This is a genomic window from Pseudoxanthomonas sp. CF125 (genome assembly GCF_900104085.1).
Classification (GTDB): domain Bacteria; phylum Pseudomonadota; class Gammaproteobacteria; order Xanthomonadales; family Xanthomonadaceae; genus Pseudoxanthomonas_A.
On record NZ_FNLD01000001.1, the window covers coordinates 80,731 to 107,593 of the forward strand.

Annotated in this window: 24 protein-coding genes and 8 tRNA genes; 23 read left to right on the plus strand and 9 right to left on the minus strand. The window is 63.9% G+C overall.

The annotated features are described in order from the left end of the window. Positions 1-14 precede the first annotated feature (14 nt). Both phoB and BLR66_RS00410 read right to left on the minus strand, forming a co-directional pair. On the minus strand, positions 15-704 hold the full coding sequence (gene phoB / locus BLR66_RS00405) for a phosphate regulon transcriptional regulator PhoB (RefSeq protein ID WP_093279681.1): 690 nt from the start codon (positions 702-704) through the stop codon (positions 15-17). A 166-nt stretch (positions 705-870) separates the two neighbouring features. Then, on the minus strand, positions 871-2,511 hold the full coding sequence (locus BLR66_RS00410; protein ID WP_093279682.1) for a M48 family metalloprotease: 1,641 nt from the start codon (positions 2,509-2,511) through the stop codon (positions 871-873). Positions 2,512-2,684: 173 nt separating this feature from the next. Here BLR66_RS00410 and grxC point away from each other — a divergent pair, with 173 nt between their 5' ends. The 4 genes from grxC to BLR66_RS00430 all read left to right on the plus strand — a co-directional run bounded on the left by grxC (position 2,685) and on the right by BLR66_RS00430 (position 6,138). Further along, the gene (gene grxC / locus BLR66_RS00415) at positions 2,685-2,996 is read left to right on the plus strand and encodes a glutaredoxin 3 (RefSeq protein ID WP_093279683.1); all 312 of its coding nucleotides are present in this window, start codon (positions 2,685-2,687) and stop codon (positions 2,994-2,996) included. Then, positions 2,993-3,391 carry a carboxymuconolactone decarboxylase family protein gene (locus tag BLR66_RS00420; RefSeq protein ID WP_093279684.1) on the plus strand — a complete coding sequence of 133 codons (399 nt, stop codon included), beginning with the start codon at positions 2,993-2,995 and terminating at the stop codon, positions 3,389-3,391. The genes grxC and BLR66_RS00420 overlap by 4 nt, the downstream gene beginning before the upstream one ends. A 284-nt stretch (positions 3,392-3,675) precedes the next feature. After that, the gene (locus BLR66_RS00425; protein WP_093279685.1) at positions 3,676-4,683 is read left to right on the plus strand and encodes an isocitrate dehydrogenase; all 1,008 of its coding nucleotides are present in this window, start codon (positions 3,676-3,678) and stop codon (positions 4,681-4,683) included. A gap of 135 nt (positions 4,684-4,818) precedes the next feature. Next, complete coding sequence (locus tag BLR66_RS00430) at positions 4,819-6,138, plus strand: Na+/H+ antiporter NhaC family protein (RefSeq protein ID WP_093279686.1); 1,320 nt, start codon at positions 4,819-4,821, stop codon at positions 6,136-6,138. Positions 6,139-6,189: 51 nt separating this feature from the next. Here the strand turns inward: BLR66_RS00430 and BLR66_RS00435 are convergent, their stop codons facing one another. Next, entirely contained in the window at positions 6,190-6,945 is a 756-nt protein-coding gene (locus BLR66_RS00435; protein ID WP_093284068.1) for a Bax inhibitor-1/YccA family protein, read from the minus strand. Positions 6,946-7,113: 168 nt separating this feature from the next. On the opposite strand from BLR66_RS00435, the gene BLR66_RS00440 reads away from it, so the two are divergent. From BLR66_RS00440 to BLR66_RS00455, 4 genes are all read left to right on the plus strand, one after another. After that, a tRNA-Pro gene (locus BLR66_RS00440) sits at positions 7,114-7,190 on the plus strand. A gap of 59 nt (positions 7,191-7,249) precedes the next feature. Next, positions 7,250-7,326 (plus strand) — tRNA-Arg (locus BLR66_RS00445). Between the two features lie 35 nt (positions 7,327-7,361). After that, positions 7,362-7,438 (plus strand) — tRNA-His (locus BLR66_RS00450). A 63-nt stretch (positions 7,439-7,501) separates the two neighbouring features. After that, positions 7,502-7,577, plus strand: a tRNA-Lys gene (locus BLR66_RS00455). A gap of 1,206 nt (positions 7,578-8,783) precedes the next feature. On the opposite strand, the gene BLR66_RS00460 is transcribed toward BLR66_RS00455, so the two are convergent. After that, entirely contained in the window at positions 8,784-9,047 is a 264-nt protein-coding gene (locus tag BLR66_RS00460; RefSeq protein ID WP_143014512.1) for a DUF2845 domain-containing protein, read from the minus strand. A 176-nt stretch (positions 9,048-9,223) separates the two neighbouring features. Between BLR66_RS00460 and BLR66_RS00465 the strand changes: the two genes are divergently transcribed. From BLR66_RS00465 to BLR66_RS00505, 9 genes are all read left to right on the plus strand, one after another. Beyond that, positions 9,224-9,306: transfer RNA gene (locus BLR66_RS00465), tRNA-Leu, on the plus strand. 328 nt (positions 9,307-9,634) lie between these two features. Continuing rightward, positions 9,635-10,927, plus strand: a complete 1,293-nt coding sequence (gene tig / locus BLR66_RS00470; protein WP_093279688.1) for a trigger factor — start codon at positions 9,635-9,637, stop codon at positions 10,925-10,927. A gap of 84 nt (positions 10,928-11,011) precedes the next feature. Further along, entirely contained in the window at positions 11,012-11,641 is a 630-nt protein-coding gene (clpP, locus tag BLR66_RS00475) for an ATP-dependent Clp endopeptidase proteolytic subunit ClpP (RefSeq protein ID WP_093279689.1), read from the plus strand. A gap of 139 nt (positions 11,642-11,780) precedes the next feature. After that, entirely contained in the window at positions 11,781-13,067 is a 1,287-nt protein-coding gene (clpX, locus tag BLR66_RS00480) for an ATP-dependent Clp protease ATP-binding subunit ClpX (protein WP_093279690.1), read from the plus strand. A 132-nt stretch (positions 13,068-13,199) separates the two neighbouring features. Beyond that, positions 13,200-15,632, plus strand: a complete 2,433-nt coding sequence (gene lon, locus BLR66_RS00485) for an endopeptidase La (RefSeq protein WP_093279691.1) — start codon at positions 13,200-13,202, stop codon at positions 15,630-15,632. A 217-nt stretch (positions 15,633-15,849) separates the two neighbouring features. Further along, entirely contained in the window at positions 15,850-16,122 is a 273-nt protein-coding gene (locus BLR66_RS00490) for an HU family DNA-binding protein (protein WP_093279692.1), read from the plus strand. Positions 16,123-16,161: 39 nt separating this feature from the next. After that, positions 16,162-16,236, plus strand: a tRNA-Val gene (locus tag BLR66_RS00495). A gap of 58 nt (positions 16,237-16,294) precedes the next feature. Then, positions 16,295-16,371, plus strand: a tRNA-Asp gene (locus BLR66_RS00500). 165 nt (positions 16,372-16,536) lie between these two features. After that, positions 16,537-18,513 carry a peptidyl-prolyl cis-trans isomerase gene (locus tag BLR66_RS00505; protein WP_093279693.1) on the plus strand — a complete coding sequence of 659 codons (1,977 nt, stop codon included), beginning with the start codon at positions 16,537-16,539 and terminating at the stop codon, positions 18,511-18,513. A 129-nt stretch (positions 18,514-18,642) separates the two neighbouring features. Here BLR66_RS00505 and BLR66_RS00510 read toward each other — a convergent pair whose 3' ends face one another. The 3 genes from BLR66_RS00510 to gloB form a co-directional block, all read right to left on the minus strand. Next, complete coding sequence (locus BLR66_RS00510) at positions 18,643-19,434, minus strand: enoyl-ACP reductase FabI (protein WP_093279694.1); 792 nt, start codon at positions 19,432-19,434, stop codon at positions 18,643-18,645. Between the two features lie 76 nt (positions 19,435-19,510). Continuing rightward, complete coding sequence (locus tag BLR66_RS00515) at positions 19,511-20,770, minus strand: lytic transglycosylase domain-containing protein (protein ID WP_093279695.1); 1,260 nt, start codon at positions 20,768-20,770, stop codon at positions 19,511-19,513. Continuing rightward, positions 20,767-21,534, minus strand: a complete 768-nt coding sequence (gene gloB / locus BLR66_RS00520) for a hydroxyacylglutathione hydrolase (RefSeq protein ID WP_093279696.1) — start codon at positions 21,532-21,534, stop codon at positions 20,767-20,769. Before gloB ends, BLR66_RS00515 begins: the two co-directional genes overlap by 4 nt. Before the next feature lie 75 nt (positions 21,535-21,609). On the opposite strand from gloB, the gene BLR66_RS00525 reads away from it, so the two are divergent. Genes BLR66_RS00525 through dnaQ form a run of 4 tightly spaced genes read left to right on the plus strand, consistent with a single transcriptional unit; the run spans position 21,610 to position 24,005 of the window. Continuing rightward, positions 21,610-22,272: a class I SAM-dependent methyltransferase gene (locus tag BLR66_RS00525; protein WP_255402256.1), complete on the plus strand. Its 663-nt coding sequence runs from the start codon at positions 21,610-21,612 to the stop codon at positions 22,270-22,272. A gap of 29 nt (positions 22,273-22,301) precedes the next feature. Continuing rightward, a complete protein-coding gene (gene rnhA / locus BLR66_RS00530) occupies positions 22,302-22,754 on the plus strand; it encodes a ribonuclease HI (RefSeq protein WP_093279697.1) in 453 nt (150 codons plus the stop codon). A gap of 1 nt (position 22,755) precedes the next feature. Next, on the plus strand, positions 22,756-23,286 hold the full coding sequence (locus BLR66_RS00535; protein ID WP_093279698.1) for a GNAT family N-acetyltransferase: 531 nt from the start codon (positions 22,756-22,758) through the stop codon (positions 23,284-23,286). A gap of 8 nt (positions 23,287-23,294) precedes the next feature. Next, positions 23,295-24,005 carry a DNA polymerase III subunit epsilon gene (dnaQ, locus tag BLR66_RS00540; protein ID WP_093279699.1) on the plus strand — a complete coding sequence of 237 codons (711 nt, stop codon included), beginning with the start codon at positions 23,295-23,297 and terminating at the stop codon, positions 24,003-24,005. Positions 24,006-24,102: 97 nt separating this feature from the next. On the opposite strand, the gene BLR66_RS00545 is transcribed toward dnaQ, so the two are convergent. Beyond that, complete coding sequence (locus tag BLR66_RS00545) at positions 24,103-24,807, minus strand: PP2C family protein-serine/threonine phosphatase (protein ID WP_093279700.1); 705 nt, start codon at positions 24,805-24,807, stop codon at positions 24,103-24,105. Positions 24,808-25,014: 207 nt separating this feature from the next. On the opposite strand from BLR66_RS00545, the gene BLR66_RS00550 reads away from it, so the two are divergent. Both BLR66_RS00550 and BLR66_RS00555 read left to right on the plus strand, forming a co-directional pair. Continuing rightward, positions 25,015-25,104 (plus strand) — tRNA-Ser (locus BLR66_RS00550). Positions 25,105-25,376: 272 nt separating this feature from the next. Beyond that, positions 25,377-25,784, plus strand: coding sequence for a DUF6165 family protein (locus BLR66_RS00555; protein WP_093279701.1), 408 nt, complete (start codon positions 25,377-25,379; stop codon positions 25,782-25,784). Between the two features lie 20 nt (positions 25,785-25,804). On the opposite strand, the gene BLR66_RS00560 is transcribed toward BLR66_RS00555, so the two are convergent. Beyond that, entirely contained in the window at positions 25,805-26,857 is a 1,053-nt protein-coding gene (locus tag BLR66_RS00560; protein WP_093279702.1) for a glycosyltransferase family 9 protein, read from the minus strand. Positions 26,858-26,863 lie beyond the last annotated feature (6 nt).

A 26,863-nucleotide genomic window follows, 5' to 3' on the forward strand; every position in this document is an offset into this window, starting at 1 on the left:
CGAATCCCGATCTTCTAGATCGAGGCCGAGAACCGGTACCCCGACCCGCGCACCGTCTGCACCATGTTTTCCACCCCGTGCGGCTCCAGCGTCTTGCGCAGGCGGCGGATATGCACGTCCACGGTGCGCTCCTCCACGTACACGCTGCCGCCCCATACATGGTCCAGCAGCTGGGTACGGCTGTAGACGCGTTCGGGGTGGGTCATGAAGAAATGCAGCAGGCGGTATTCGGTCGGGCCGATCGGCACCGGCGAATCGCCGGCGAACACGCGGTGCGCGGCGCCATCGATGCGCAGGCCGCCCACGGCGATGCTGCCGTCCTCGTCGTCTTCACGGGACCGGCGCATCACCGCGCGGATGCGGGCCAGCAGTTCGCGGGCCGAGAATGGCTTGACCACGTAGTCGTCCACGCCGGCCTCCAGCCCGCCGACACGGTCGTTTTCCTCGCCGCGCGCAGTCAGCATGATGATGGGCACATCGCGGGTCAGGGCGTCCTTGCGCCAGCGCCGGGCCAGTTCCAGGCCGCTGGTGCCGGGCAGCATCCAGTCCAGCAGGATCAGGTCGGGAACCCGGTCGGCGATGGCGGTCTGCGCTTCGCGCGCATCGCCGGCGTGCACGGGTTCGAAATCTCCCTTGCGCAAGGCGAACGCAACCATGTCGCGGATGGCCGGCTCGTCATCGACGATGAGGATGTGCTTTTGCATGTCGTGTCCTGCCTGCTGTTGCCGTAGCATTGTGTGCCATGGCATGCAAGTAGACGACGTTTTTATGACTATCAGGTGACAGCACGGGCGGCCGGGGCCTGTGCCGGGCCTGTGTCATGTGACAAGACGGTGTCAGTGCAGGCGTATTTCCGGAATGTCGGCGGGCCTAGCGCCGGTCCACGTCCGGGTCGCGGATGCCCTGGCGTCTGAGTTCCAGCACTTGCGGGGTGATCGAGGCGATGCGGGCGTCGATGCGGGCGCGCGCGTAGTAATCCAGGTCGTCGCGCTTCTTCAGGTTCTGCAGTTGGACCAGGGCCTGCTCGGGACGGCCATTCAGGAACGCAGCTTCGGCGTAGGCTTCGCCCGCGCGGGTCAGATCGCCGGCCAGTTCGTTGGCGCGGGCCAGATCCTGCTGGAACACCGGGTCGTCGGCCGAACTGCCTTGCAGAGGCCGCAGCACGGCCTGCGCGCGCAGGCCCGATTCGCGGGTACCTTGCTCGTTCAAGACCTGGGCATAGCCCAGTGCGATGGCCCGGTTGTCGGGCGACTGCCGCAGCAAGGCGGAAAAGCGCTGATTGGCCGCTTCGACCTTGCCGCTGCGCGACTCGGCCTGGCCCAGTGCCAGCGCCAGCCAGAGATTGCCGGGGTTCTTGTCCAACAGCGGCTGCAGTTCGCCGACCGCCACGGCCGGGCTGTTGGCGCGCAGGCGGGCAAGGGCCAGGCCGTACTTCTGCGCGTCGCTGAGGCCCTTGCCGCTGCTTTGGCGTATGCGTTCGTACTCGGCGATAGCCTGGGTGGGCGTGTCCGCGCTGAGTACCCGCAGCCGTTCCCGGGCCCAGTCGAACTGGCCGCTGGCGCCCTTGGAAAAAGTCCCCACCGACATCAGCAGCGAACTGGGCAGCAGGGGGTTGGAAGTGCCGGGCGCAGCATAGGAGGGGTTGCGTGGAATCCGCTCGGACTGGGTACCGCCCGGAGTGGTGGTGGTGACCGGGATGGTGGTTTCGCGCAGGATCTGCTCGGCGCGTTCGCGGGCTTCGCTGATGCGGGTGGTGGTGACCGGGTGGGTCTGCAGATAATCGGGCGTGCGCTCGCGGTCGCCGCCGCGGTTGCCGCGCATGGCCTGGGACATGCGTTCGAAGAAGCCGGCCATGGCGCCGACGTCGTAACCGGCGCGCGACAGGGTGCGGATGCCTACGCGGTCGGCTTCGGCTTCGTTGGAGCGGGTGTAGTCGATCTGCCGCTGCGCCATCAGCCCCATGGCGCTGGCGATGGCCGCCTGCGAAGCATCGCTGCTGGAATTTCCGCCTACCGCCTGGGCCGCCACGATGGCGCCCAGCATGCCCAGCAGGATAGGGATCTGGTCGCGTTGCGCGCGTTCCACTCCGCGCAGGACATGCTGCTGGGTGACGTGGGCGATCTCGTGGGAAATCACCGCCGCCACTTCGTCTTCGCGCTCGGCGGTCAGGATCAGGCCGGCATTGACGCCGATGTATCCGCCAAGAGTGGCGAACGCATTGATCTGCCGGTCCTTGAGCAGGAAAAAAGTGAAGGGCTGGCGCGGTTGGTCGCTGTCGGCGCCCAGCCGTCCTCCCATGTCCTGCAGCCACTCGTTCAACAGCGGGTCTTCCAGCAGGTAGCCGTAGTTGCGCAACTCGCGCAGCATCATGCCGCCGTACTCGGCCTGAAGCGCCGGGGTCAGCAGCTCGCCGGCCGAGGAGCCGATATCCGGAAGCTTCGAGTCCTGCGCCCGGACCAGGGGCGCCGCGATTGCCAGCGTCAGAGCGAGGGCGAGCAGGGAAGGGCGCAAGCGTTACTCCAGGAGGTAGGCCGTTGAGTCGTGAAGCAGGATGACCTGCGGGGTTCGCAGCCGGGTGAATAGGCGGTTAACTCACAGCGGTCCGTAGCGTTCCAGTTTGCGGGCTGGTAACGCCCGGCCATGCCACCATAGTCTTCTGACCATGATTGTTGCCGAGAATTCCCGTGACTGATCCTGCTGCAACCGGCCCTGCCGTAACCGGCGCGCCGCAAATCACTCTATACACCAGTGCCATCTGTCCGTATTGCGTGGCCGCCAAGAACTTCCTCAAGAGCAAGGGCCAGGTCTGGACCGAGGTGCGCATCGACCTGGATTTCAGCCAGCGCCAGGAAATGATCGCCAAGACCAACCGCACCAGTGTGCCGCAGATCTTCATCGGCCAGACCCACGTGGGCGGCTACGACGACATGATCGCCCTGCATCGCGCCGGCAAGCTCGAGCCGCTGCTGGCCGGCCAGGCCGGAGAACCGGCATGAACGGCGGCAAGCAGGATCAGGGCGGCGAGCGCTTGGCCGAATTCACCGAGTTCCGCCAGCGCATGAACGAACGCATCCTGGCCGAACCCAACCAGGTCGTGCGCCGCTTCTTCGCATTGGACACGCAGACCTACCAGGCCGGCGCGCTGGACGTGAAGACCAAGGAACTGCTGGGTCTGGTGGCCTCGATGGTGCTGCGTTGCGATGACTGCATCAGCTACCACGTAGCCCAGTGCAAGGACGCCGGGGTCAGCCGCGAGGAGTTCTTCGAGACTTTCTCGGTCGGGCTGGTGGTGGGCGGTTCCATCGTCATTCCGCATCTGCGCAGGGCGGTGGATTTCCTGGATCAGCTGGAAGCGGGGGCATCCGCGCCTGTCGCCCACGATCACGGGTAAGGGCTGTTCCTTCTCCCATCGGGAGAAGGTGGCGCGCAGCGACGGATGAGGGAGGGAGAATTCCAACCCACGGAACCTGTATCGCAATCGGATAGTCCGCTCCCTCATCCGCCCCCATATCACGTACGGGGCAGGCTCTTCTCCCGGTGGGAGAAGGAAAAGCAGTAAGACCAACGTCGATTTGGGGTCCAAAGCCCCGATCGGGCATAATTGCGCATCCCTTCTTCCCGCGACTGCGCTGGGCAACCTGCAGCGCCCTCGCCCTTGTTCGGAACCCCAACGCAATGACCCAGACGATCACCGTCATCCGCGGCGATGGCATCGGCCCGGAAATCATGGACGCCGCCCTGTACGTGCTCGACAGCATGAACGTCGGTCTGGCCTATGAGAATGCCGATGCCGGCCTGGCCGCCCTGGAAAAGCATGGCGAACTGCTGCCGCAAGCCACCATGGATTCCATCCGCAAGAACCGCATCGCTCTGAAGAGCCCGCTGACCACGCCGGTGGGCGAAGGTTTCAGCTCGATCAACGTCGAATTGCGCAAGCGCTTCGATCTGTACGCCAACGTGCGTCCGGCCAAATCGTTTCCGAACACCAAATCGCGGTTCCCGAGCGGCGTGGACTTGATCACGGTGCGCGAAAACACCGAAGGCGCGTATATCGGCGAAGGCCAGAGCGTGTCGGAAGACGGCGAAACCGCGCTGCTGACTCAGAAGATCACGCGCACCGGCTCCGAACGCATCGTGCGCTATGCCTTCGACCTGGCCCGCAAGACCGGGCGCAAGAAAGTCACGGTGGTGCACAAGGCCAATATCCTGAAATCGACCTCGGGGCTGTTCCTGAAAGTGGCGCGCGAAGTCGCGGCGCAGTATCCCGAGATCCAGTGCAATGAGATGATCGTGGACAACACCTGCATGCAGCTGGTGATGCGTCCGGAACAGTTCGACATCATCGTCACCACCAACCTGTTCGGCGACATCATCTCCGACTTGTGCGCCGGTCTGGTCGGTGGCCTGGGTCTGGCGCCGGGCGCCAACATCGGCACTGAAGCGGCGATTTTCGAAGCGGTGCACGGTTCGGCGCCGGACATCGCCGGCAAAGGTATTGCCAACCCCTGCGCTCTGCTGCTGGGCGCCGCGCAGATGCTCGACCATATCGGCCAGCCGCAGAATGCCGAACGCCTGCGCAACGCGATCGTGGCGACTCTGGAAGCCAAGGATTCGCTGACCCCGGATCTGGGCGGCGAGGGCACCACCATGTCCTTCGCCAAGGCGATCGCCAACCGGCTCTGATCGCCGCCATCGTGCGATTGACCGAACGGGACGCTCAGCGTCCCGTTTTTGTTTCCGCCTGTCCCAGGCATGGGGTTTCTGGCGTCGGTCGATGCCACGCACAATCCCATTCCCCGAAACAGGTCGAGCGATCCTATGCAAGTCCGTCCCAGCGCTGTTGCGCTGACCCCGCTGCTGGTCTTCCTGCTTATCTTCTTCGGCGCGGGCCTGTACTTCACAGCACAGGGCGATGCGATGGGCTTCTACCAACTGCACGCGCCGGTGGCGATCCTGCCGGCGTTGGCGCTGGGGTTGTGGATCGCGCATCGGCGCGGAGTGAAGGCCGTCGATACGCTGCTGGAAGGCATCGGCGACTCCAACATCATCCTGATGTGCCTGATCTTTTTGTTGGCGGGCGCATTCGCCATGGTCACCAAGCAGATCGGCGCGGTAGATGCGGTGGTCTCGCTGGGAGTGGGTGCGCTGCCGCCGGCGTTGATCTTGCCGGGGATGTTTCTGATCGCCGGGTTCCTGTCGCTGGCGATCGGCACCTCGATGGGCACCATCGCCGCGGTGGCGCCCATCGCCCTGGGTATCTCCGACGCGTCGGGGCTGGACCGTGCGCTGGTGATCGGCGCGGTCATCGGCGGCGCCACCTTCGGCGACAACCTCTCGGTGATTTCGGACACCGCCATTGCCGCCGCGCGCACCCAGGGCTGCAGTGTGCGCGAAAAATTCCGCGAGAACCTCAAGATCGCCTTGCCGGCGGCGCTGCTGACCATCCTGGTGCTGGCCTTCTCAGGAGAGGCCTCGCCGGCGCAGGCCGCGCAGACCGCATCGCCGTGGCTGGTGCTGCCCTATGTGCTGGTGCTGGTATTGGCGGTGATCGGACTGGATGTGCTGCTGGTACTGAGCATAGGCCTGGTGGTCGCCGGAGTATTCGGCTACGCCACAAGTTCCGATTACGGAATAGCGGCGTTCTCCACCGACATCTACGCCGGTTTCGAGAGCGTGGTGGAGATCACCCTGCTGGCGTTGTTCATCGGTGGCCTGGGTGCGCTGATCAAGGCCAGCGGCGGCCTGGCATGGCTGGCCAGGGCCATTTCGCGCATCGCGCGCGGCAGCGATGGCCGCAGGACGGGCGAGTGGAGCATCGCCGCACTGGCTTCGGTCACCGACGTGTTCACCGCCAACAACACCGTAGCCATATTGATCAGCGGCAGCGTTGCTCGCGATATCGCCGAACGTCACGATGTGCCGCCTGCGCGCGCAGCGAGCCTGCTGGATATCTTCGTCTGCAGCGTGCAGAGCCTGTTGCCCTACGGTGCGCAGATCCTGCTCGCCGCATCGCTGGCGGGCCTGTCGCCGCTGGCGCTGGTGGGCAAGGCACACTACTGCTGGTTCCTGGTCGGCGTGACCATCGCCTTCATGCTGTGGCCGCATCGCCGCAAGGCGTCCGTCGCTGCGGACGCCTAAAAGGAAAAGGGGCGCATTGCGCCCCTTTTCCATCGTCTTGCAACAGGAGGCTCAGCGCGAATAGAGCTTCTGCAGCAGGCGCAGGAACTCGATGTACAGCCACACCAGGGTGACCATAAGACCGAATGCGCCGTACCACTCCATGTACTTCGGTGCGCCCTGTTCGACGCCGGTTTCGATGAAATCGAAGTCCAGCACCAGGTTCAGCGCCGCGATCACGATCACGAACAGGCTGAAGCCGATGCCCACCAGTCCCGACTCGTGGATCATCGGAATATTTATGTTGAAGAGGCCCAGCACAATGGTCGCCAGATAGACCAAGGCGATGCCGCCGGTCGCGGCGACCACCCCGAGCTTGAAATTCTCTGTGGCCTTGATCAGGCCGCTGCGGTAGGCGAACAGCAGGGCGAACAAGGTACCCATAGTCAGCATCACCGCCTGTAGCACGATGCCCTCGTGCCACTGGTTGTATATGGCCGAGATGGCGCCCAAGAACAAGCCTTCCACCAGCGCATACATCGGCGCGGTGACCGGGGCCCAGGCCTTCTTGAAGGTGGTGATCAGGGCCAGCACGAAACCGCCGATCAGGCCGCCCCACAGGTAAATGCCGCCGCCGGTCGCGCCGTCGGCGGTGAATTCGATCTGATTCCACGCAAAAGCGGCCGTAAGCACAGACAGCAGCAACAGGATGCCGGTCTTGTTGACGGTTCCGTTCAGGGTCATCGCGCCGGCGTCGCGCGAGACTACCGCGCCGCTGCCCAGATCGAGGAAGGTGGATTCTTTCAGTGCCGGATTGCCGCTGCGTATCATCTTTGCCTGCTCCTTCGTTTCGGACCTGCGTCCCCAAGCTTGGGAGGATATCGCATGACCGTTACGGAATCAGGGAAGTTCGCCAGCCCCGCGGTTTGACAGCGGGGGCGCAGCTTCCGACAATACGCGGCCTTGTTGGCCTGCACGGCGATGCGGGACCCGAGTCGGGGTATAGCGCAGTCTGGTAGCGCATCTGGTTTGGGACCAGAGGGTCGGGGGTTCGAATCCCTCTACCCCGACCACTCAGGTGCCGTCGAATGGATAGGATGTCCACCGGCTGGATGCGACAATCCCGGACCGAGCGCCCGTAGCTCAACCGGATAGAGCACCGGCCTTCTAAGCCGGCGGTTACAGGTTCGAGTCCTGTCGGGCGCGCCACTGCGGTAGGTTGTACTGGTAGTTCGTTATTTATGGTGGATGTAGCTCAGTTGGTTAGAGCACCGGATTGTGATTCCGGGGGTCGCGGGTTCAAATCCCGTCTTCCACCCCATATCGAAAAGGTCGCAGCGGGTTCCTGACGCCGCTGCGACTTGTTACAATATCCACAGTTTCAGGGCTGTTAGCTCAGTTGGTAGAGCAGTTGACTCTTAATCAATAGGTCGAAGGTTCGAATCCTTCACAGCCCACCAATAAAAACAGGCACTTAGGTCTCCCTGAGTGCCATTTTTTTGTCCGAAATCCGCCTTCCGGGAAAATCGCCGAGAAAATAATGGCGTTTCGCCGGCATTTATCAGGGCCATCTACAGGGCCCGCAGCCGGCCTCCAGGGTCGCATCTAGTCCGCCGATCCCCAGTGAGTTGCTCGGAAAGGACGTGTCTGCGCTCTCGATCACCTAGGTAACCCGGAACCGCACACCGCGTAGGGTTAACTGCACGTCGGCCTCCACCTTCGGCAGTAGCGCGGCCATGTCGGCGTCGGTGTGGTCATCGTGATCATTCCCGGGCCGCCGGCTTGCACTGTGGTGGCGGCATCTCAGGCAGGTCGTGGGTGTACCGCAAGGTGGTGTTCCTCTCTTGTGGTTGGTCGTTCGTAAAACGCGAACCGCTGGTTCTCGATTTTGGTCTATAAACAAATACAGCACTGCGGTACGTATGTTGCTGTAGAGAGTTTATTAGGTGTCTCTCTGACCCTTGGCGCAAAGGATTTGCGCAGATTCAATGGAGAAAAATAATGAGAACCCTAAATACCCAAGAAATCTTCAGTGTTGCGGGTGGTGTGGGAGTACCCAACCTGAGTCGGGGCGGAACATTGACTGGCAGCGGCCCAGGTCCTTCCCAATGCACTGCAGGCGCTCTTAGAGACACAATGGTTACAGGAATAGTTGGTGGCGCAGTAGCGGGTGGTCTGATGGGAGCTGCAATTGGTGCTGTGGCCGGTTTTGTGGGTCAATTCGCTACATGTATGGCTGCTGACGCTACGGAATAAACACCGCTCATACATATGGCTGTGGGGCTCAAGAGCCTCACAGCTATATCTTAATTCGAGGTCTTGTCATGTTTCAGAGAACGATTGTGTTCTTCTTGCTAATCCTTGTCTCACTGCTTGTTATCAGTGTTGTTAGGAACGGAGCATTCGTTGCAGCCGACCTAGTGTATGTACTGATTACTGCAGCGATTGCCACATTGATTTTTAACGTTCTTTATAGAGGTTCGATCAACAAATAGTAAGTTGCGATGGATTGGGCAGTAGCGCGGCTAATCCAGCGTAGGTCATGATGGTTTTTTCGTGCGTTACACGGTCGGCCGGGAAGGGCGAGGGGCGCGGTCAACTAAACGGTCTTCAAAAGAGCTGCGACGACAATCAGGCACAATTGCTCTGGTTGCCATGCTTGGACTTCAACGGGCTTCAGTAATTTGCTTGACGATGCCGTCGATCAGATAGATGGAGACTGTCTTGCCCCCGAGGTAGTAGTCCCACCGTTCGCCGTAGACGGCGCCCTGCTCATTTTCCAGATTAACGATGCGATCGGGCTTCCCGGCGACTTCCATCACTTTGCCGGCGCCGTCGCCGGACACAACGAGGCGGTTGCCGAAGGCATACGTGTCCGCCAAGGCGGGGGCCGACAGTAGGAGGAAAAAGCAAAAGATCGCTGCGCGCATGAGGTCACCGTCCATTGGATTTGTCAGCACTCTAGCCCCGCCGGTATGCGTCTACAAGCCTCGCTATGGCAGGCCCATTGGTTGGGTCGTCGGGGGCGCTATCCGAAGCGTTCGGTCACACCGGGCGCTTTATTTTTGTGGCCGGCCGGGCTGGCGGATACAATGGCGACGGACCAGCGAAAGTGGCGGAATTGGTAGACGCACTGGATTTAGGTTCCAGCGGGTAACCCCCGTGGGGGTTCGAGTCCCCCCTTTCGCACCGCGCCCCGGACAACTTGCGGCGGCGGCAGGAACAAGCGCCGCAGCGCGTGGCCATGCCTGGCAATGGGCTGTTTGCCCGGCCAAATGTCCGGAGTTGCCGCTTTTTTGCTGGCTCCGCCTGAGCGTGGGGCCAAAATGTCCGGTCAAAACCGCCGCATCGCCAGCCCAGCAGGCCCCCTCCGCGGCCTTTTGCTGGCAGCCAAACCCGTAATCGGCGAAACTATTGCGTTGCGCCGGTTCCGCGCCAGTCCCACGACTGCGCTACCGGCCAATCAGATCATCAACATCGTGCCGCGGACGTTTCCGTGGCCCAGGAGTCAGTGGATATGCAAGTTTCGGTCGAATCGCTCGGCAACCTCGAGCGCCGCATGAGTTTCACCCTTCCGGCCGAGCGCCTGGACACCCATATCGGCGGCCGCCTGCGCGAGCTGGCCCGCACGGCGCGGATCAAGGGCTTCCGCCCCGGCAAGGTGCCGCAGAAAGTGATCGAGCAGCGCTACGGGCAGCAGGTCCGCAGCGAGGCGCTGAACGGCCTTCTGCGCGAAACCTTCGATTCGGCCGTGCGCGAACAGTCGCTGCGGCTGGCCGGCAATCCGCGCCTGGAGCCGGCCGGCGCCGGTGAGCTGGAATGGGTCGCCACCTTCGAAGTGGTGCCCGATTTCGGCGATATCGACGTCGCCAAGCTCAACGTGACCCGGCACACCGCCGAGGTCGTCGACGCCGACATCGACCAGATGATCGAAAACCTGCGCCTGCAGCGCCGTACCTTCCAGCCGGTGCAGCGCGCCGCCCAGCAGGGCGACCGCGTGGCCCTGGAAACCTGGTCGCAGGCCGGGGAAGAGCGTCTGCCGGCCGAGGGCATCGAAAAGGGCGCCACCCTGATCGGCTCGGGCGTGATGTACAGCGACATCGAGAATGCGCTGGTGGGCATGGCCAAGGGCGAGGAAAAGGACATCACGGTCAATTTCCCGGCCGATTGGCGCGTGGCCCAACTGGCCGGCCGCCAGGTCCAGGTCTACCTCAAGGTCACCGAGGTTTCCGAATCGGTGATGCCGGAAGTGGACAAGGAGTTCGTCAAGAGTTTCGGCGTGAAGGGCGGCGATCTGGAGCAGTTCCGCTCCGATATCCGCACCAATCTGGAGCGCGAGCTCAAGGGCGCGCTGATGACCCGCCTGCGCCGCGAAGTGGGCGAGCAGCTGATCGCCGCGTACTCGCACGTGGAAATGCCGCCCCGCCTGGTCGAGAACGAAGCCCGCGCCATGCTCCAGCAGACCGTGGAACAGGCCCAGCGCAACGGCCAGCAGGTGCAGGTCCCGGCCGACGCCCACGAAGGCTTCAAGGACGCCGCCCGCAAGCGCGTGCTGGTCGGCCTGCTGGTGGGCGAGGTCGCCCGCACCAACCAGCTGCGCCTGGATTCCAAGCGCCTGAACGAGACGCTGCGTCTGATCGCCTCGACCTACGAAGAGCCGGAACAGGTCATTGAGTTGTACCGCAACGACCCCCAGTTGATGAGTGGACTGCAGAACCGGGTGATGGAAGAGCAGGTGATCGACTGGATCGCCGAGCGCGCCCAGCACACCGAACAGGCGCTGTCTTTCCAGGAAGCCATCCGCCAGTAAGCGGTACGCAAGTAAGCATCGCGCAGCCAGTGCCCGGATGTCCGCATCCGGGCGTTCCCGCCCTCAACCAGGTTGAAACCACACATGAGCCTCATCCAGCCCCAAGCCCTGAACCTGGTCCCGATGGTGGTCGAACAGACCAGCCGCGGCGAGCGGGCCTACGACATCTACTCGCGCCTGCTGAAGGAACGCGTGATCTTCCTGGTCGGCGGCGTGGACGACCACGTGTCCAACGTGATCGTCGCGCAAATGCTGTTCCTGGAAGCCGAGAACCCGGAAAAGGACATCAGCTTCTACATCAATTCGCCGGGTGGCGTGGTCACCGCCGGCATGGCGATCTACGACACCATGCAGTACATCAAGCCCGATGTGAGCACCATCTGCGTCGGCCAGGCCTGCAGCATGGGTGCTTTGCTGCTGTCGGCCGGTGCCGCGGGCAAGCGTTACGCGCTGCCCAACTCCCGCGTGATGATCCACCAGCCCTCCGGCGGCTCCCAGGGCCAGGCCACCGATATCGACATCCAGGCCCGTGAAATCCTGGCGATGCGCGCCCGCCTGAACGAGATCATGGCCAAGCACACCGGGCAGTCGCTGGAAACCATCGCCCGCGACACCGAGCGCGACAATTTCAAGAGCGCCGCCGACGCCGTGGCCTACGGATTGGTCGACCAGGTCCTGGAGCGCCGCCCGGAAGATTCCATTCAGGCTGGCTGAACGGATTGACAGAGCCGCTGAAAGCCCCCGGATATAACGTTTCCACCTGTTTCCGGCCCGCGCGCCCATCGCGCGGCCGGAACTGCTATTCTCAAACCGAACACCCGCTCGACGGGTCGGGTGACTGGACAACCGAAGCATGAGCGAAGACCGGCAAAGCCGTTCCGGCGACAGCAACAAGATCCTCTACTGTTCGTTCTGCGGCAAAAGCCAGCACGAAGTCCGCAAGTTGATCGCGGGCCCGAGCGTGTTCATCTGCGATGAATGCGTGGAGCTGTGCAACGACATCATCCGCGAGGAACTCGAGGAAAAGGCCCAGTCCGCGCGCAGCAGCCTGCCCAAGCCGCGCGAGATCCTGGAAGTCCTGGACCAGTACGTGATCGGCCAGCAGCGCGCCAAGCGCACCTTGGCCGTGGCCGTCTACAACCACTACAAGCGCATCGAGAGCCGCAGCAAGAACGACGAGGTCGAACTGGCCAAGTCGAATATTTTGCTGGCTGGCCCCACCGGTTCGGGCAAGACCCTGCTGGCCGAAACGCTGGCCCGCCTGCTCAACGTGCCGTTCACCATTGCCGATGCCACCACGCTGACCGAAGCCGGTTACGTGGGCGAGGACGTGGAGAACATCATCCAGAAGCTGCTGCAGAAGTGCGACTACGACGTCGACAAAGCGCAGCAGGGTATCGTCTACATCGATGAAATCGACAAGATCTCGCGCAAGAGCGAGAACCCGTCGATCACCCGCGACGTGTCCGGCGAAGGCGTGCAGCAGGCGCTGCTGAAACTGATCGAAGGCACCGTGGCCAGCGTGCCGCCGCAGGGCGGGCGCAAACATCCGCAGCAGGAATTCCTGCAGGTGGACACCAAGAACATCCTGTTCATCTGCGGCGGCGCGTTCGCCGGTCTGGACAAGATCATCCAGCAGCGCTCCACCGAGGCCAGCGGCATCGGTTTCGGTTCCAAGATCAAGAGTTCCGAACGCAAGGCCGAGATGGGCAAGGTGCTGTCGGAAGTGGAGCCGGAAGACCTGATCAAGTTCGGCCTGATCCCCGAATTCGTCGGCCGCCTGCCGGTGGTCGCGACTTTGGAGGAGCTGGACGAGCCGGCCCTGATCAAGATTCTGACCGAACCCAAGAACGCCATCACCAAGCAGTTCAAGAAGCTGTTCGACATGGAAGGCGTGGAACTGGAGTTCCGTCCCGACGCGCTGTCGGCGATCGCACGCAAGGCGCTCAAGCGCAAGACCGGCGCGCGCGGCCTGCGCACCATCGTCGAGTCGGTGCTGCTGGACACCATGTACGACCTGCCCTCGCTGGAAAACGTCGGCAAGGTGGTGGTGGACGAATCGGTCATCGAGCACAAGTCCGAACCGTACCTGATCTACCAGAATACGCCCGCGCAGCCCAAGGTCGCTTCGGCCGAATAAGCCGTCCAAGCCGTTGAACCTCAACGGCTTTCCGAGGCTTTCATCCCGTTCCACTTGCATCCCTTCGCGGATGGCCCCATAACGGGGCCATGGTGCCTTGCACCGCCTTGTCCGCACTCTGCTGGAGCCCCCATGGCCCGTTCCGATTCCCACATCCTCGACCTGCCGGTGTTGCCGCTGCGCGATGTCGTGGTCTTCCCACACATGGTCATTCCGCTGTTCGTCGGCCGCGACAAGTCCATGCGCGCGCTGGAGCAGGCGATGGAAGCCGACAAGCGCATCCTGCTGCTCGCGCAGAAATCCGCCGAGACCGACGACCCGACGGCCGCCGATATGTATTCGATCGGCACCCTTGCCCAGGTACTGCAGCTGCTGAAACTTCCCGACGGCACCATCAAGGTGCTGGTGGAAGGCACGGCGCGGGTGAACGTCACCGATGTCGGCGAACGCGACGGCTCGTTGTACGGCCGCGGCGAGGAAATCGAATCCAGCGACCTGCGCGAAGGCCGCGAAGTGGAAGCGGTGGCGCGCTCGCTGATGAGCCTGTTCGAGCAATACGTGAAGACCAACCGCAAGCTGCCGCCCGAGCTGCTGCAGACGCTGGCCGGCATCGACGAACCCAGCCGCCTGGCAGACACCATCGCCGCGCACCTGGGCGTGCGCCTGAGCGACAAGCAGCGCCTGCTGGAAACCATAGAGGTCGGCGACCGCCTGGAATTGCTGGTGGGTTTCGTGGACGGCGAGATCGACGTGCAGCAGCTGGAAAAGCGCATCCGCGGCCGGGTCAAGTCGCAGATGGAGAAGAGCCAGCGCGAGTACTACCTCAACGAACAGATGAAGGCCATCCAGAAGGAATTGGGCGAGCTGGACGACGCGCCCAACGAACTGGAAGACCTGGCCCGCAAGGTCGCCGAAGCCGGCATGCCCAAAGTGGTGGAGACCAAGGCCAAGAACGAGCTCAACAAGCTCAAGCAGATGTCGCCGATGTCGGCCGAAGCGGCCGTGGTGCGCAACTACCTGGACTGGATCCTCGGTGTGCCGTGGAAGAAGCGCAGCAAAGTGCGCAAGGATCTGAAGGTCGCGCAGGACACCTTGGACGCCGATCACTACGGCCTGGAAAAGGTGAAGGAACGCATCCTGGAATATCTGGCGGTGCAGACCCGGGTGAAGCAGATGCGCGGCCCGATCCTGTGCCTGGTCGGCCCGCCGGGCGTGGGCAAGACCTCGCTGGGGCAGAGCATCGCCAAGGCCACCAACCGCAAGTTCGTGCGCATGTCGCTGGGCGGCGTGCGCGACGAAGCCGAGATCCGTGGCCATCGCCGCACCTACGTCGGTTCCATGCCGGGCCGCATCGTACAGAACCTCAATAAGACCGGGACCAAGAATCCGCTGTTCGTGCTGGACGAGATCGACAAGATGTCGATGGACTTCCGCGGCGATCCGTCCTCGGCCCTGCTCGAAGTGCTGGATCCGGAGCAGAACAACGCTTTCAACGACCACTACCTGGAAGTGGATCTGGATCTGTCCGAAGTGATGTTCGTGGCCACGGCCAATTCGCTCAACATTCCCGGCCCGCTGCTGGACCGCATGGAAGTGATCCGCATCCCCGGCTATACCGAGGAAGAAAAGCTCAACATCGCCGAGCGCTACCTGATTCCCAAGCAGCTGAAGGCCAACGGCCTGAAGCCCGAGGAGTTGAAGATCGCCGAAAGCGCCATCCGCGACATCGTGCGCTACTACACGCGCGAATCCGGCGTGCGCAACCTGGAGCGCGAGATCGCCAAGATCTGCCGCAAGGTGGTCAAGGAGATCGCTCTGGCCGGTCCCAAACCCGCCAAGAAGAAAGCGGCCGCGATCAGCGTCACTTCCAAGAACCTGGAGAAGTACCAGGGCGTGCGCCGGTTCGATTACGGCCGCGCCGAGGAACAGAACGAGATCGGCCTGGTCACCGGTTTGGCCTGGACCGAGGTCGGCGGCGACTTGCTGCAGATCGAAGTCAGCCTGGTCCCCGGCAAGGGCGGCCTGACCCTGACCGGTCAGCTGGGCGATGTGATGAAGGAATCCGCTTCGGCCGCTTTGTCGGTGGTGCGTTCGCGTGCGGAGAGCCTGGGTATCGACACCGACTTCCTGCAGAAGCAGGACGTGCACTTGCACGTGCCCGACGGCGCCACGCCCAAGGACGGCCCCAGCGCGGGTATCGCCATGGCCACGGCGCTGATTTCCACGCTGACCAAGAATCCGGTGCGCGCCAATGTGGCGATGACCGGCGAGATCACCCTGCGTGGACGCGTCTCGGCGATCGGCGGGCTGAAGGAAAAGCTGCTGGCGGCGATCCGCGGCGGCATCACCACCGTGATCATTCCGGAGGAGAACCGCAAGGATCTGGCCGACATCCCGGCCAACGTCACCCAGGGCATGAAGATCGTGCCGGTGCGCTGGATCGACGAGGTGCTGGATCTGGCGCTCGAGCGTCCGCTGACCCCGACGGCGGCCTCCGGTGGCGGCGAGAAGCTGCCCGTGCGGGAGTCCGGAAAGACGCCCGCGCAGCCCGATGTCAAGCATTAATCCGGTGACAATAACAACCGGTAAAACCCGGGAAACCCGCGCCATTATTGGCTTTTCGCCTTGCGTGGGTATCCGGCCGCTGGTATAAATGAAGCACCCGCGGGCGCCTGATTTCATGACGCGCTTCACGGCACCCTTGATCGGACGATCCCCAGACTATCGGTCCGGGTAAGTCCGATTACTCAATCCGCGGTCATTCCGCACAGGGAGTTACTACATGAACAAAACAGAATTGATCGACCACGTCGCTGAGTCCGCTGACCTGAGCAAGGCCGATGCCGCGCGTGCGGTGGATGCGGTCATCTCCTCGGTGACCAAGGCGCTGAAGAAGGGCGACAGCGTCACCGTCGTCGGTTTCGGCACCTTCCAGGTCCGCGAACGCGCTGCCCGTACCGGCCGCAACCCCAAGACCGGCGACACCATCAACATCGCTGCGTCGAAAAATCCTGCGTTCAAGGCTGGTAAGGCCCTGAAGGATGCCGTAAACTAATCTGCTCGCCGCCGACGCTTCGGTGTCGGTTTAGCACTAGGGTGCTTAGCTCAGCGGTAGAGCGTCTCCCTTACACGGAGAGGGTCGGGGGTTCGAAACCCTCAGCACCCACCACCTTCGGGTGTACCGCGGTCGCCGGGTTTGCCCGGTTGCTGCAAGAGTTCTTCAAAGCGGAGTGGTAGTTCAGTTGGTTAGAATGCTGGCCTGTCACGCCGGAGGTCGCGGGTTCGAGTCCCGTCCACTCCGCCATATTTGAAACAGAAAGGCGCCGAAAGGCGCCTTTTCTGTTTCGGCCTGAATGCTTCGGCCTGAATCCATGCCGTTGGGCGGTGCGATTAGGGGAGCCTGGCGTTAACAGGCCCTTCCAAGCGCGCTAAACTGCGCGGCTTACGAGAAATCAGGCCGAACGCCACGATGCTGCAGACACTTCGCGACAAGACCTCCGGTTGGATAGCCACTATCGTCCTCGGCCTGTTGATCATCCCGTTCGCCTTCGTGGGCGTCAACGAATACATGGGCGGCGGCACCGACAATGCCGTGGCCAAGGTCGAAGCGCCGCCCACTTGGTGGAAGTCCGCTCCTACCTGGTGGCCGGTTTCCATGTTCTGGCAGCACGAAGAAGTGACCCAGGAAGAATTCCGCGCGCGTTTCGAGCAGGCGCGGCAGCAGCAGCGGGAGGCGATGGGCGAAAACTTCGACGCGCGCGAATTCGAGACCCAGGAAAACAAGTTGCTGGTATTGGATCAGCTGATCGACCGGAAGGTCATGCAGCTCAACGCCAAGCGTTCCGGTATTGCGGTCAGCGACGACGCCGTGCGCAAGACGATCACCGAGGCTTTCCAGGTCGGTGGCAAGTACGACCAGGCAAGTTACGCTGCTTTCCTGAGCGGTCGGGGAATGACTGCAGCCAAGTTCGAAAGCGAACAACGCGACAATCTGCAATTGGCGTTGATTCCGCAGGGGATCGCCGAATCCGGATTCGTCACCGGCAAGGAAATGGACCGCCTGATCAAATTGCTGGGCGAAACCCGCGACGTCACCATCGCCGCGTTGAAGGCGCCCGAGATCGGCGCCGACACCGCTGCGGTCACCGATGCGCAAATCAAGGCCTGGTACGAAGCGCACCCGGCCGACTACAAGCAGGGCGAATCGGTAAGCCTGGAATACGTGGATGTGGATGCGGCGACGCTGTCGCCGACCACCGCACCGGTGGACGAAGCGGCGCTGCGCAAGCGCTATGAGCAGGAGAAGTCGCGTTTCATGAGCGCCGAACAGCGCCTGGCTTCGCACATCCTGATCATGGTGCCGGCGGACGCGAATGCCGCCGCACAGAAGGCCGCGGAACAGAAAGCCGCCGCGCTGGCGGCGCAGGCGAAGCAGCCCGGCGCGGATTTCGCGGCGCTGGCCAAAGCCAATTCGCAAGACGACGGCTCCAAGAACAACGGCGGAGAATTGCCGTGGGTGGCTCGCGACGGCACCATGACCAAGCCGTTCGAAGATGCGATGTTCAGCATGCAGCCCGGCGAAATCTCCGGCCCGATCAAGACCGAGTTCGGATACCACGTCCTGCAATTGCGCGAGATCAAGCCCGGCCAGGGCAAATCGTTCGAGGAAGTGCGCGATGTGCTGGCCCGCGAGCAGGCCGATTCGGAAGGCGAGCGCGCCTATAACGATCTGGCAGGGCGCGTGGTCAACGAAGTATTGAAGAATCCCACTTCGCTGGCGCCGGCGGCCAAGGCGGTGGGGTTGCCAGTGCAGCGGATCGGTCCGTTCTCGCGTGCGACCGCCTCGGGCATCGCCGCCAATCCGGCGGTGTTGCGTGCGGCGTTCTCCGATTCGCTGGTGCAGGACGGCACGGTGAGCGATCCGATCGAGATCGGTCCGAAGCACGCGGTCTTCATCCGCGTGTTGCAGCACACGCCGGAGCAGGCCCAGCCGATCGCGCAGGTCCGCGATGCCGTCATCGCCGCGATCCGCACCGACCGCGCGGCCAAGGCGGCGGAAAAAGCCGCGGACGCGATTCTGGCCCGCATCGCCAAGGGCGAAACCCTGCAGGCCATCGCCGCGGCCGACAAGCTGCAGACCGGCGAGCTGCCTGGCATCCCGCGCGGCGCGCCGATGCCGTCGCCGGAAATCAATGCGGCCATCTTCGCAACGCAGAAGCCGGCCGCGGGCAAGGCATCGGTTGGAAAGGCGCGGATGGAGGACGGGAACTATGTGGTCTTCGTGGTCAACAAGGTCACCGAAGGCGACCTGACCAAGATCACCCCGGAACAGCGCATGCAGTTGCAGCAGCAGGTGGCGCAGATGGGCGCCGCCGGCGATGTCGCTTCGTACGTGGGCGCGCTGCGCAAGCAGTACAAGATCACCCGCCGCGAAGACAAGCTCTGAAGTCCTCGACAGCGGCCGTGAAAAAGCCCGGCGTTGCCGGGCTTTTTTTATGCGCGTTAATTGAACTTGGCTAGGTCACCGCATGCTCGTACATCGCGCGCGTCGGGGGCGTAGCCCCGACCTACCTGATTACTCTTCGCCGATACCGGTCATGCCCAGGATGTTGTAGCCGGCATCGACATAGGTCACTTCGCCGGTGACGCCTGCGGCCAGATCCGAGCACAGGAAGGCGCCCACATTGCCGACGTCTTCGATGGTGACGGTGCGGCGCAGCGGCGAATAGGCTTCCACGTGCCCCAGGATGTTGCGGAATCCGCCGATGCCGGCCGCCGCCAGGGTCTTGATGGGACCGGCGGAGATCGCATTGACGCGGATGCCTTCCGGGCCCAGGTTCAGCGCCAGGTAGCGCACCGTCGCTTCCAGGCTGGCCTTGGCCACGCCCATGACGTTGTAGTTTTGCAACGCACGCTCGGCGCCGAGATAACTGAGGGTCAGGACAGCGCCGTTGCGTCCCTGCATGGCGGGGCGCGCGGCCTTGGCCAGCGCCGCCAGCGAATAGGCCGAGATGTCGTGGGCCAGGGCGAAGTTCTCGCGGGTCAGGCCGTCCAGGAAACCGCCGGTGATGGCCTCGCGCGGGGCGAAAGCGATGGCGTGCACCAGGATGTCGAAACCGTCCCAGCGCTTTCCCAGCTGTTCGAAGCACGCGGCGATCTGCGCATCGTCGGTGACGTCCAGGGGGAGCACAATGTCGCTGCCGTATTCGGCGGCCGCTTTTTCGACGCGCGATTTCAGCCGGTCGTTCTGATAGGTGAAGGCCAGTTCCGCGCCTTCCCGGTGCATGGCTTCGGCGATACCCGAAGCGATGGAGCGTTCGCTGGCGATGCCGGTGATGAGTGCGCGCTTGCCTTGCAGGAAACCCATGGATTTTCTCGTCGATTGAGCAATGGCTCTATTTTGCCACTTTTTGCCGACGGACTTTTCCGCGCTGGCGATCGGCTCATTTGTCGCCGTCGTCGCCTTCCAGTTTCAGGACCATGCCCGGTTGCAGCACTGCGGTGCTGGCCAGGCCGTTGCGGGCCAGCAATTGCTGCGGCGGCAGGCCGTAGCGGCGCGCGATGGTCCAGGCCGATTCACCGCGCCGTACGGTGTGTGAACCGGCAGGTGCGGACTGTTTGGAAGCCGTGGCCCGAGAGGAGGGTTTGGATTGCGTCGGGGCCGGAAGGGCGGGAGGGCCCAGCACGCGCTCGGCAGCGACGGCCGCTGTTCCTGCGCTGGAGGGCGCGAGCACCCGCATGGGTTTGCCGCCGCGCGACAGGCCGGCGACGAGCGCGGGGTTGAGCCGCCGCAACAGCGCGCTGTCGTGGCCCTGCTGCTTGGACCACTCGTCCAGGCTGGCGACATCTCCCGGCAGCGTTTGCGAAGCCAGGCGCGGGACATCGCGGTCCAAGGTCCGCAGCCATTCCTCGCGGTCGTCGGCCTGCTGGAAGATGCAGGCCAGGGCATGGAGCTTTTCCACGTACGCGTAGGTGATGCCCGACAATCCGGGCAACTGCGCGGGCTTGGCGTTCTGGGCGTTCATGCCGGCGCGGCGCATCGATTGCAGGATGCGGTACTCGCCTGCGTTGTAGCCCATCACCGCCAGCCGCCAGTCGCCGCCGAACATCCCATGCAGGGTCTTGAGGTAACGCACGGCGGCCTGGGTGGAATCCACCGGCGACAGGCGCCCGTCGTAGCCGCTGCGCATGGCGACGCCATGGTTGCGGGCGGTGATGCCGATGAATTGCCACAGTCCGGCCGGGCCGCTGGCGCTGCGCGCGCCGGGCTTGTAGCCGCTTTCGACGAAGGGAATCAGGGCGAATTCGGTAGGCAGGTCGGCTTGGCGCAGCGAATCGACCACGTAGCCGAACAGCGGCAGCAGGTCGTCGTTGCCCCGCGCCAGTTGCCCGGGGGCGTGACCGAAATGCTTCTTCCAGCGCGCGCTGGTGGCGGCGGCGTCGCAAGTGGGGTCGGCCAGGCCGGCGCGGAAACTTTCGTAGATCTCGCGTCCGTTGCGCTGTCTGGAGACAGGTACCGATTCGAGTTCGAGCGGGGGGCCGTCGGCAGCCGACGCGCTTGCGGCCAGGACCAGACTGGAGTTGCCGGAATCGGCGCCGGGGCTTTTGCCTGCCTGTTCGTCCCCCGGTTCGGCCGCCTGCAACGCAGCGGAAATTCCCAGCGCGCACAGCAAGGACCACGCGCGACAACCACGCAGCCTCATGCGCGGAAACCGTCCTTCCAGCGCCGCAGCTCGGCGAAGGCTTCCACCCGGTCGGCAGGCGCGCGTCCCAGCCGGCGCGCGATCGCCTCGCGGACCGCGGGCGCATCCACGCGCAGGAAAGGGTTGGTGTCCAGTTCCACGCTCAAGGCAGAGGGCAGGGTGGGGCGTCCGGCGTGGCGCATGGCTTGGGCTTCCTCGGTACGGCGACGCAAAGCGTCGTTGGCGGGGTCCACGGCCCGGGCGAAGGCTGCGTTGGCCAGAGTGTACTCGTGGCCGCAACACACGGCTGTGTCGCCGGGCAAGCTCGCCAGGCGATCCAGTGAGGCCAGCATTTGCGACGGAGTGCCTTCGAACAGGCGCCCGCAGCCCATGCTGAACAGGGTGTCCCCGCAGAACAGGTGGCCATTGCCGCCGTGGAAAGCGATATGGCTCAGGGTATGGCCCGGCACGGCCAGCACATCGAATTCCCAGCCATTCAGGCGGAACCGGGAGCCTTCGCCGACCCGTTCGCTGGCGAGCGGAATCCGCGCGTCCTCGGGCGCGAACACCGGCAGGGTAGGCCAGCGTTCGCGCAGGGCGGCCAGGCCGCCGGCATGGTCGGGGTGGTGATGGGTGACCAGCACGCCGGCGGGCCACATGCCCAGTTCGCTGGCGGCCAGCACGGGAGCCGCATCGCCGGGGTCCACGATCACGGCATTGCCGTCGTCGTCCACCAGGGCCCAGATGTAGTTGTCTTCGAAGGCGGGCAGAGCGGTCAGACGCATTGGTCACCAGCGGTAGAGGAGGCGGATTCAACTTCGAAGGGACGGCCGGTTGAGCGGTCCTCTACAATTCCGAACATGCCTGTCCTGCAGATCAGCCGTCAACCCGATGCCCTGGCCTGGTTCGACACGGTAAGGGGTCGGCCCTTGCTGGAGGCGGAACAGAAGGTGATCCGGGGCGCCCTGATTTCGCGGCCCGCCCAGCAACCCTGGCTCTGGGTGCCGCCTCTGGCGCCTGCCGCAGCGCCGGATGAGACCGGATTGCCGCCCCGCAGCCTGTTGCTGCATCCCCGGGGCGAGCGCTACGCCGGCACCCTGCAATGCGGGCTGCCGCTGCCACTGCCCAACGAGTCGATCGGCAACCTGATCCTGCAGCACGTGCTGGACGACGGCAGGGAAGGGCTGCTGGAAGAAGGCGCGCGTGTTCTGGCGCCCGGCGGGCGGTTGTGGCTGTTCGTGCTCAACCCGTGGAGCCCCTATCGCGCTCGCTGGCGCAGCAGCGGCCTGCAGGCGCGCGACGTGCAGGACTGGCGCCGTCGCTTGCGCCAGCTCGGCCTGCAGCCCTGCGGCGCCGAAGTGAGTTATCTGGGCCCGCTCTGGCGCATGGCGGCCGGATCGCAGGTGCGGGCCCCCGGCCGGCTGCGCGCGGTCTGTTTGCTGGAAGCGGAAAAGCGCACCGCCTCCCTGATTCCCCCCGCGCCGGTCTCCCGCCAGTGGCGGGCCGGCGCCGCACCCGCATGACGCAAGCGTCTCTCTCAAAAAGGTCAGCAATGAAAGAAGTGGAAGTACATACCGACGGCTCCTGCCTTGGCAATCCCGGTCCCGGCGGCTGGGGCGCGGTCTTGCGTTACCAGGGACGCGAACGAGAGCTGGCCGGCGGCGAAGCCCTGACCACCAACAATCGCATGGAACTGATGGCCGCGATCATGGCCTTGGAAGCGCTGAGCGAGCCTTGCCGGATCACCTTGCAGACCGATTCGCAGTACGTACGCCAGGGCATTACCGAATGGATGGCCAACTGGGTGCGACGCAACTGGAAAACCGCCGGCGGCGATCCGGTCAAGAACCGCGACCTCTGGGAACGCCTGCACGCCGCCACCCAGCGTCACACCATCGAATGGCGCTGGGTGAAAGGCCACTCCGGCGACCCGGACAACGAACGCGTGGACGTGCTGGCGCGCAACGAGGCGATCAAATTCCGCGATCTCGCGTCGGTGGGCTGAGATGAGCGAAGCGATCCTCCAGACCGAACGCCTGCAACTGCATGAACTCTCCGACCAATCGCAGGAAGACATCGCCTTCGTCCATCGGCTGCTCAACGAGCCCAGCTTTCTCGAAAACATCGGCGACCGCGGCGTGCGCAACCTCGAGGATGCGCGCGGCTACATCGTGAAAGGGCCGATGACCAGCTACCGCGCCAACGGCTTCGGCCTGTACCGCGTGCAGACCAGACAAGGAGGGCAGACCGTGGGCATGTGCGGTCTGGTCAACCGCCCCACCTTGGACGACGTGGATCTGGGATACGCCTTGCTGCCGGAATTCTGCGGACACGGATATGCGGTGGAAGCAGGTGCGGCGGTTCTGGCCGACGCACGCGAACGGCTGGGGTTGGAACGGATTGTCGCCATCGTCGATCCGCGCAACGCCGGTTCGATCCGGGTGCTTGAAAAACTCGATTTCCGCTTCGAGAAAATGGTCCAGCTAACACCGGACGACGTCACGCTCAAGCTGTTCGCATCCGGGCCCTCGAGGTAAGCTGCCGCATGCGCCAAATCATCCTGGATACCGAAACCACCGGCCTTGAATGGAAGAAGGGCAACCGCGTGGTGGAGATCGGCTGCGTGGAACTGATGGAGCGCCGGCCTACCGGCAATACCTACCATCAGTACATCAACCCCCAGCGCGAATTCGAGCAGGGCGCGGCCGAAGTGACCGGGCTGAGCCTGGAATTCCTGGCCGACAAGCCCGTGTTCGCCGACATCGCCGACGGCTTCCTGCAGTTCATCGACGGCGCCGAGCTGATCATCCACAACGCCGCCTTCGACATCGGCTTCCTGGACAACGAGCTGTCGCTGCTGGGCGAGCGCTACGGACGCATGCGCGACCGCGTGCAGGTGGAGGATTCGCTGCTGATGGCGCGGCAGCGCTTCCCCGGCCAGCGCAATTCGCTGGACGCGCTTTGCAAACGCCTGGGTGTGGACAACACCCACCGCCAGTTGCATGGCGCGCTGCTGGACGCGCAGTTGTTGTGTGAGGTGTACCTGCACCTGACCGCGGGGCAAAGCGAGATCGGCTTCGGCGGCGACGAGTCTTCACAACAGACGACGGCTGCACCGGTGTTCGTCTTGCCGGCGGAGGGAACGCGGCCGCGCGTGCTGGTCAGCGAAATCGAGCTGGCCGCCCACGAATCGCGCCTGGCCGTGCTGCGCAAGAAATCGGGCGATAAATGCCTGTGGGACGTCGTCCCCTTGTAGGAGCTGCGTAAGCTGCGACCACGGCAACCGAACCTGCGGAAAACCTCACGTGTCCGGACGATCTCCGGTCGCAGCTTACGCAGCTCCTACAGGGCTGTCAGTGGCAGCGGACCAGGATCGCGGTGACGTTGTCGGATCCGCCGCCGTCCAGTGCCGCGGCGATCAGCGTATCCACGCATTCCTGCGCGCTGCAATCGTTGTGGCGCAAGGTGTTGGCGATGCCCTTGTCGTCCACTTCCTCGGTCAGGCCGTCGCTGCAGAGCAGCAGCTGCATGCCGGGTTTCAGTTCCCCGGTCATGGTTTCCACGTTCAGATGATTGGGGTCGGTCACTCCCAGGGCCTGGGTGACCACATTGCGGTGCGGATGGGAGCGCGCTTGCTCGCTGGTCAGGGAGCCCTGCACGATCAGTTCCTGCACGTAGCTGTGGTCCTGGCTGAGCTGGGCCAGGTTGCCGTCGCGCCACAGGTAGGCCCGGCTGTCGCCCACCCAGGCCACTTCGAAGCGGTTGCCGTGCACGCGCACCGCCACCACCGTGGTGCCCATCGGCAGGGTGTCGTTGCGGCGCTTGGAGGTGCGGATGATCTCTTCGTCGGCGATGCGGATGGCCTGGGCCAGCGGGGTGCCGTCGCGGATCTCGCGCACGATGGTTTCGCGGGCCAAGGCGCTGGCGACTTCGCCGCAGGCGTGTCCGCCCATGCCGTCGGCCACCAGCCACAGCCCCAGTTCGCTGTCGCCGTAATAGGTGTCTTCGTTCAAGTCGCGGCGGAGCCCAACGTGGGTAAGGTGTCCGAATTCGATCATGGCGCCCTGTTGGTCTGAATCCGATTATCCCTATCGGCTTGAACGGCATGATCGCGGGGAAACGGACAAGCGGCAAGGTTTTGCGGGACCGCGGGGCTGCGAGGGTTCAGCGACAGCGCGAAAGCCGGCGAACATGGCCATCGCGCTTGTCCCGGGATGGTCCGCCCCGTATCATGCACGGCCCCGGCCGGTATGGGCGGGGCGACCGGAGAGGTGGCAGAGTGGTCGAATGTACCTGACTCGAAATCAGGCGTACGTGTAAGCGTACCGAGGGTTCGAATCCCTCCCTCTCCGCCAGGCATGCCAAAGGCCCCCGCAAGGGGGCTTTTGCGTATCTGGCGGAGAGGGAGCAGTTTGAGGAGAAGCCTGTTCGACAGAACGGCAGGATCGCCGTTCTGCACGGCGCAGCCGCCCCGAAGGGGTGAGGCACATGGATGAGCCGAATGCATCCCTGCCTCTTCGCCAGATGCGCCAAAGGCCACCCACAAGGGGGCTTTTGCATGTGGCGGCAACAGACCGCCAACGCCCGTTCCCTTACACTTCCCGGTCCCGCAATCAGAGCCGATGCCATGTCAGAGATCCAAGTCCCCGTTTCCTTCGGCGAGCTGCTCGACAAGATCGCCATCCTGCAGATCAAATCCGAGCGGATGAGCGACGAAACCAAACTGGCCAACGTGCGCAACGAGCTCTCCGCGCTGGAGAACACCTGGATGGCGCATCCGGCCGCCGGCCAGAATATCGTCGATCTGCGTGCGCAGCTGAAGGCGGTCAACGAACGCCTGTGGGTGATCGAGGACGACATCCGCATCAAGGAAAAAGCGCAGGAATTCGACGCCGAATTCATCCGCTTGGCGCGCGCGGTGTATTTCGAGAACGACGACCGCGCGCGGATCAAGAAGGACATCAACCTGGCGCTGGGTTCCAGCTATGTGGAAGAGAAGTCCTACCAGGATTACCGGGCCGCTTCCAATCCCTGATCGTTGCGCCGATCCCTTCCCTAGGCGGGAAGCCGGTCCGCGCGATAACGCTCGAACGCCGCGATCGCGTCGTCCACGCCGATCAACGCCATCACCTCGTCGAACTCGATCTTGCTTCCCCATTTGAGTTCCGACGCAGGTTTGCCCAGGAACTTGCGCGCGGCCGCATCGTACTTGTCCACGCAATAGCGCACATCCGAGTACGGCCCGCTGCGCAGCGGATTGCTGGCGGCGTGCAGGCCCAGCACCTTCGCGCCCATCGCATTGGCGATGTGCATCGGGCCGGAGTCCGGCGTCATCACCAGGTCGGCGCGCTCCAGCAGGGCGGGCAGCTGCTTCAACGTGTCCTTGCCGACGAGGTCCAGCGCGGTAGCCTTCATCGCCGCGACGATCGCGTCGGTAGTGCTGCGTTCCAGCTCGCTGCGGCCGCCGCACAGGACGATGCGCCAGCCCTGGGCCGCGGCATGGTCGGCGACGGCGGCATAGCGGTCCGGGTACCAGTTGCGGCGCGTGTGGCTGGAGCAGGGCGAGATCATCAAGGTCGGCGTTCGATCATCATCGGCCCACTGCGCCCTGGCCCATTCGCGCGCGTCCTCGGGTACCGGTAGGTTCCACACGACTTCGGTCTGCTTCAGACCCAGCGGCTCGCAGAAACTGCCGATGGCGTCCAGCACATGGATGCCGGGACGGTCGGGGATGCGTTCGTTGATGAAGAGGCCATGCAGGTCCTTGGCGCGGGCGCGGTCGTAGCCGATGCGGCGCCTGGCGGGAACGAAGGCCGACAGCACGTTGGCGCGCAAGGCCACCTGCATCTGCAGCAGCGCATCGAAACCCTCCGCCGGCAACTGCTTGCGCAATTCGCGCATGCCCGCCAGTCCGGAGCGCTTGTCGTAGGCATGGAAAATCACCCCGTCCAGGCCTTCCAGCAGCTTCTGGCCGCCCTTGTCGATGATCCAGTGCAGCTGCGATTGCGGCCATGCGCTTTGCAACGTGCGGACCAAAGGTACGACGTGGGTCACATCGCCCAGCGCCGACAGGCGCAGCAGGCACAGCGATAAGGGATTGGTAGACAAGTATTG

Coding starts and splice junctions, on each gene's coding strand:
- phoB (WP_093279681.1), bottom strand. CDS start 704: ATGCAAAAGCACATCCTCATCGTCGATGACGAGCCGGCCATCCGCGAC.
- BLR66_RS00420 (WP_093279684.1), top strand. CDS start 2,993: ATGAACGGCGGCAAGCAGGATCAGGGCGGCGAGCGCTTGGCCGAATTC.
- BLR66_RS00425 (WP_093279685.1), top strand. CDS start 3,676: ATGACCCAGACGATCACCGTCATCCGCGGCGATGGCATCGGCCCGGAA.
- BLR66_RS00430 (WP_093279686.1), top strand. CDS start 4,819: ATGCAAGTCCGTCCCAGCGCTGTTGCGCTGACCCCGCTGCTGGTCTTC.
- BLR66_RS00460 (WP_143014512.1), bottom strand. CDS start 9,047: ATGCGCGCAGCGATCTTTTGCTTTTTCCTCCTACTGTCGGCCCCCGCC.
- tig (WP_093279688.1), top strand. CDS start 9,635: ATGCAAGTTTCGGTCGAATCGCTCGGCAACCTCGAGCGCCGCATGAGT.
- clpP (WP_093279689.1), top strand. CDS start 11,012: ATGAGCCTCATCCAGCCCCAAGCCCTGAACCTGGTCCCGATGGTGGTC.
- clpX (WP_093279690.1), top strand. CDS start 11,781: ATGAGCGAAGACCGGCAAAGCCGTTCCGGCGACAGCAACAAGATCCTC.
- lon (WP_093279691.1), top strand. CDS start 13,200: ATGGCCCGTTCCGATTCCCACATCCTCGACCTGCCGGTGTTGCCGCTG.
- BLR66_RS00490 (WP_093279692.1), top strand. CDS start 15,850: ATGAACAAAACAGAATTGATCGACCACGTCGCTGAGTCCGCTGACCTG.
- BLR66_RS00505 (WP_093279693.1), top strand. CDS start 16,537: ATGCTGCAGACACTTCGCGACAAGACCTCCGGTTGGATAGCCACTATC.
- BLR66_RS00510 (WP_093279694.1), bottom strand. CDS start 19,434: ATGGGTTTCCTGCAAGGCAAGCGCGCACTCATCACCGGCATCGCCAGC.
- BLR66_RS00515 (WP_093279695.1), bottom strand. CDS start 20,770: ATGAGGCTGCGTGGTTGTCGCGCGTGGTCCTTGCTGTGCGCGCTGGGA.
- gloB (WP_093279696.1), bottom strand. CDS start 21,534: ATGCGTCTGACCGCTCTGCCCGCCTTCGAAGACAACTACATCTGGGCC.
- BLR66_RS00525 (WP_255402256.1), top strand. CDS start 21,610: ATGCCTGTCCTGCAGATCAGCCGTCAACCCGATGCCCTGGCCTGGTTC.
- rnhA (WP_093279697.1), top strand. CDS start 22,302: ATGAAAGAAGTGGAAGTACATACCGACGGCTCCTGCCTTGGCAATCCC.
- BLR66_RS00535 (WP_093279698.1), top strand. CDS start 22,756: ATGAGCGAAGCGATCCTCCAGACCGAACGCCTGCAACTGCATGAACTC.
- dnaQ (WP_093279699.1), top strand. CDS start 23,295: ATGCGCCAAATCATCCTGGATACCGAAACCACCGGCCTTGAATGGAAG.
- BLR66_RS00545 (WP_093279700.1), bottom strand. CDS start 24,807: ATGATCGAATTCGGACACCTTACCCACGTTGGGCTCCGCCGCGACTTG.
- BLR66_RS00555 (WP_093279701.1), top strand. CDS start 25,377: ATGTCAGAGATCCAAGTCCCCGTTTCCTTCGGCGAGCTGCTCGACAAG.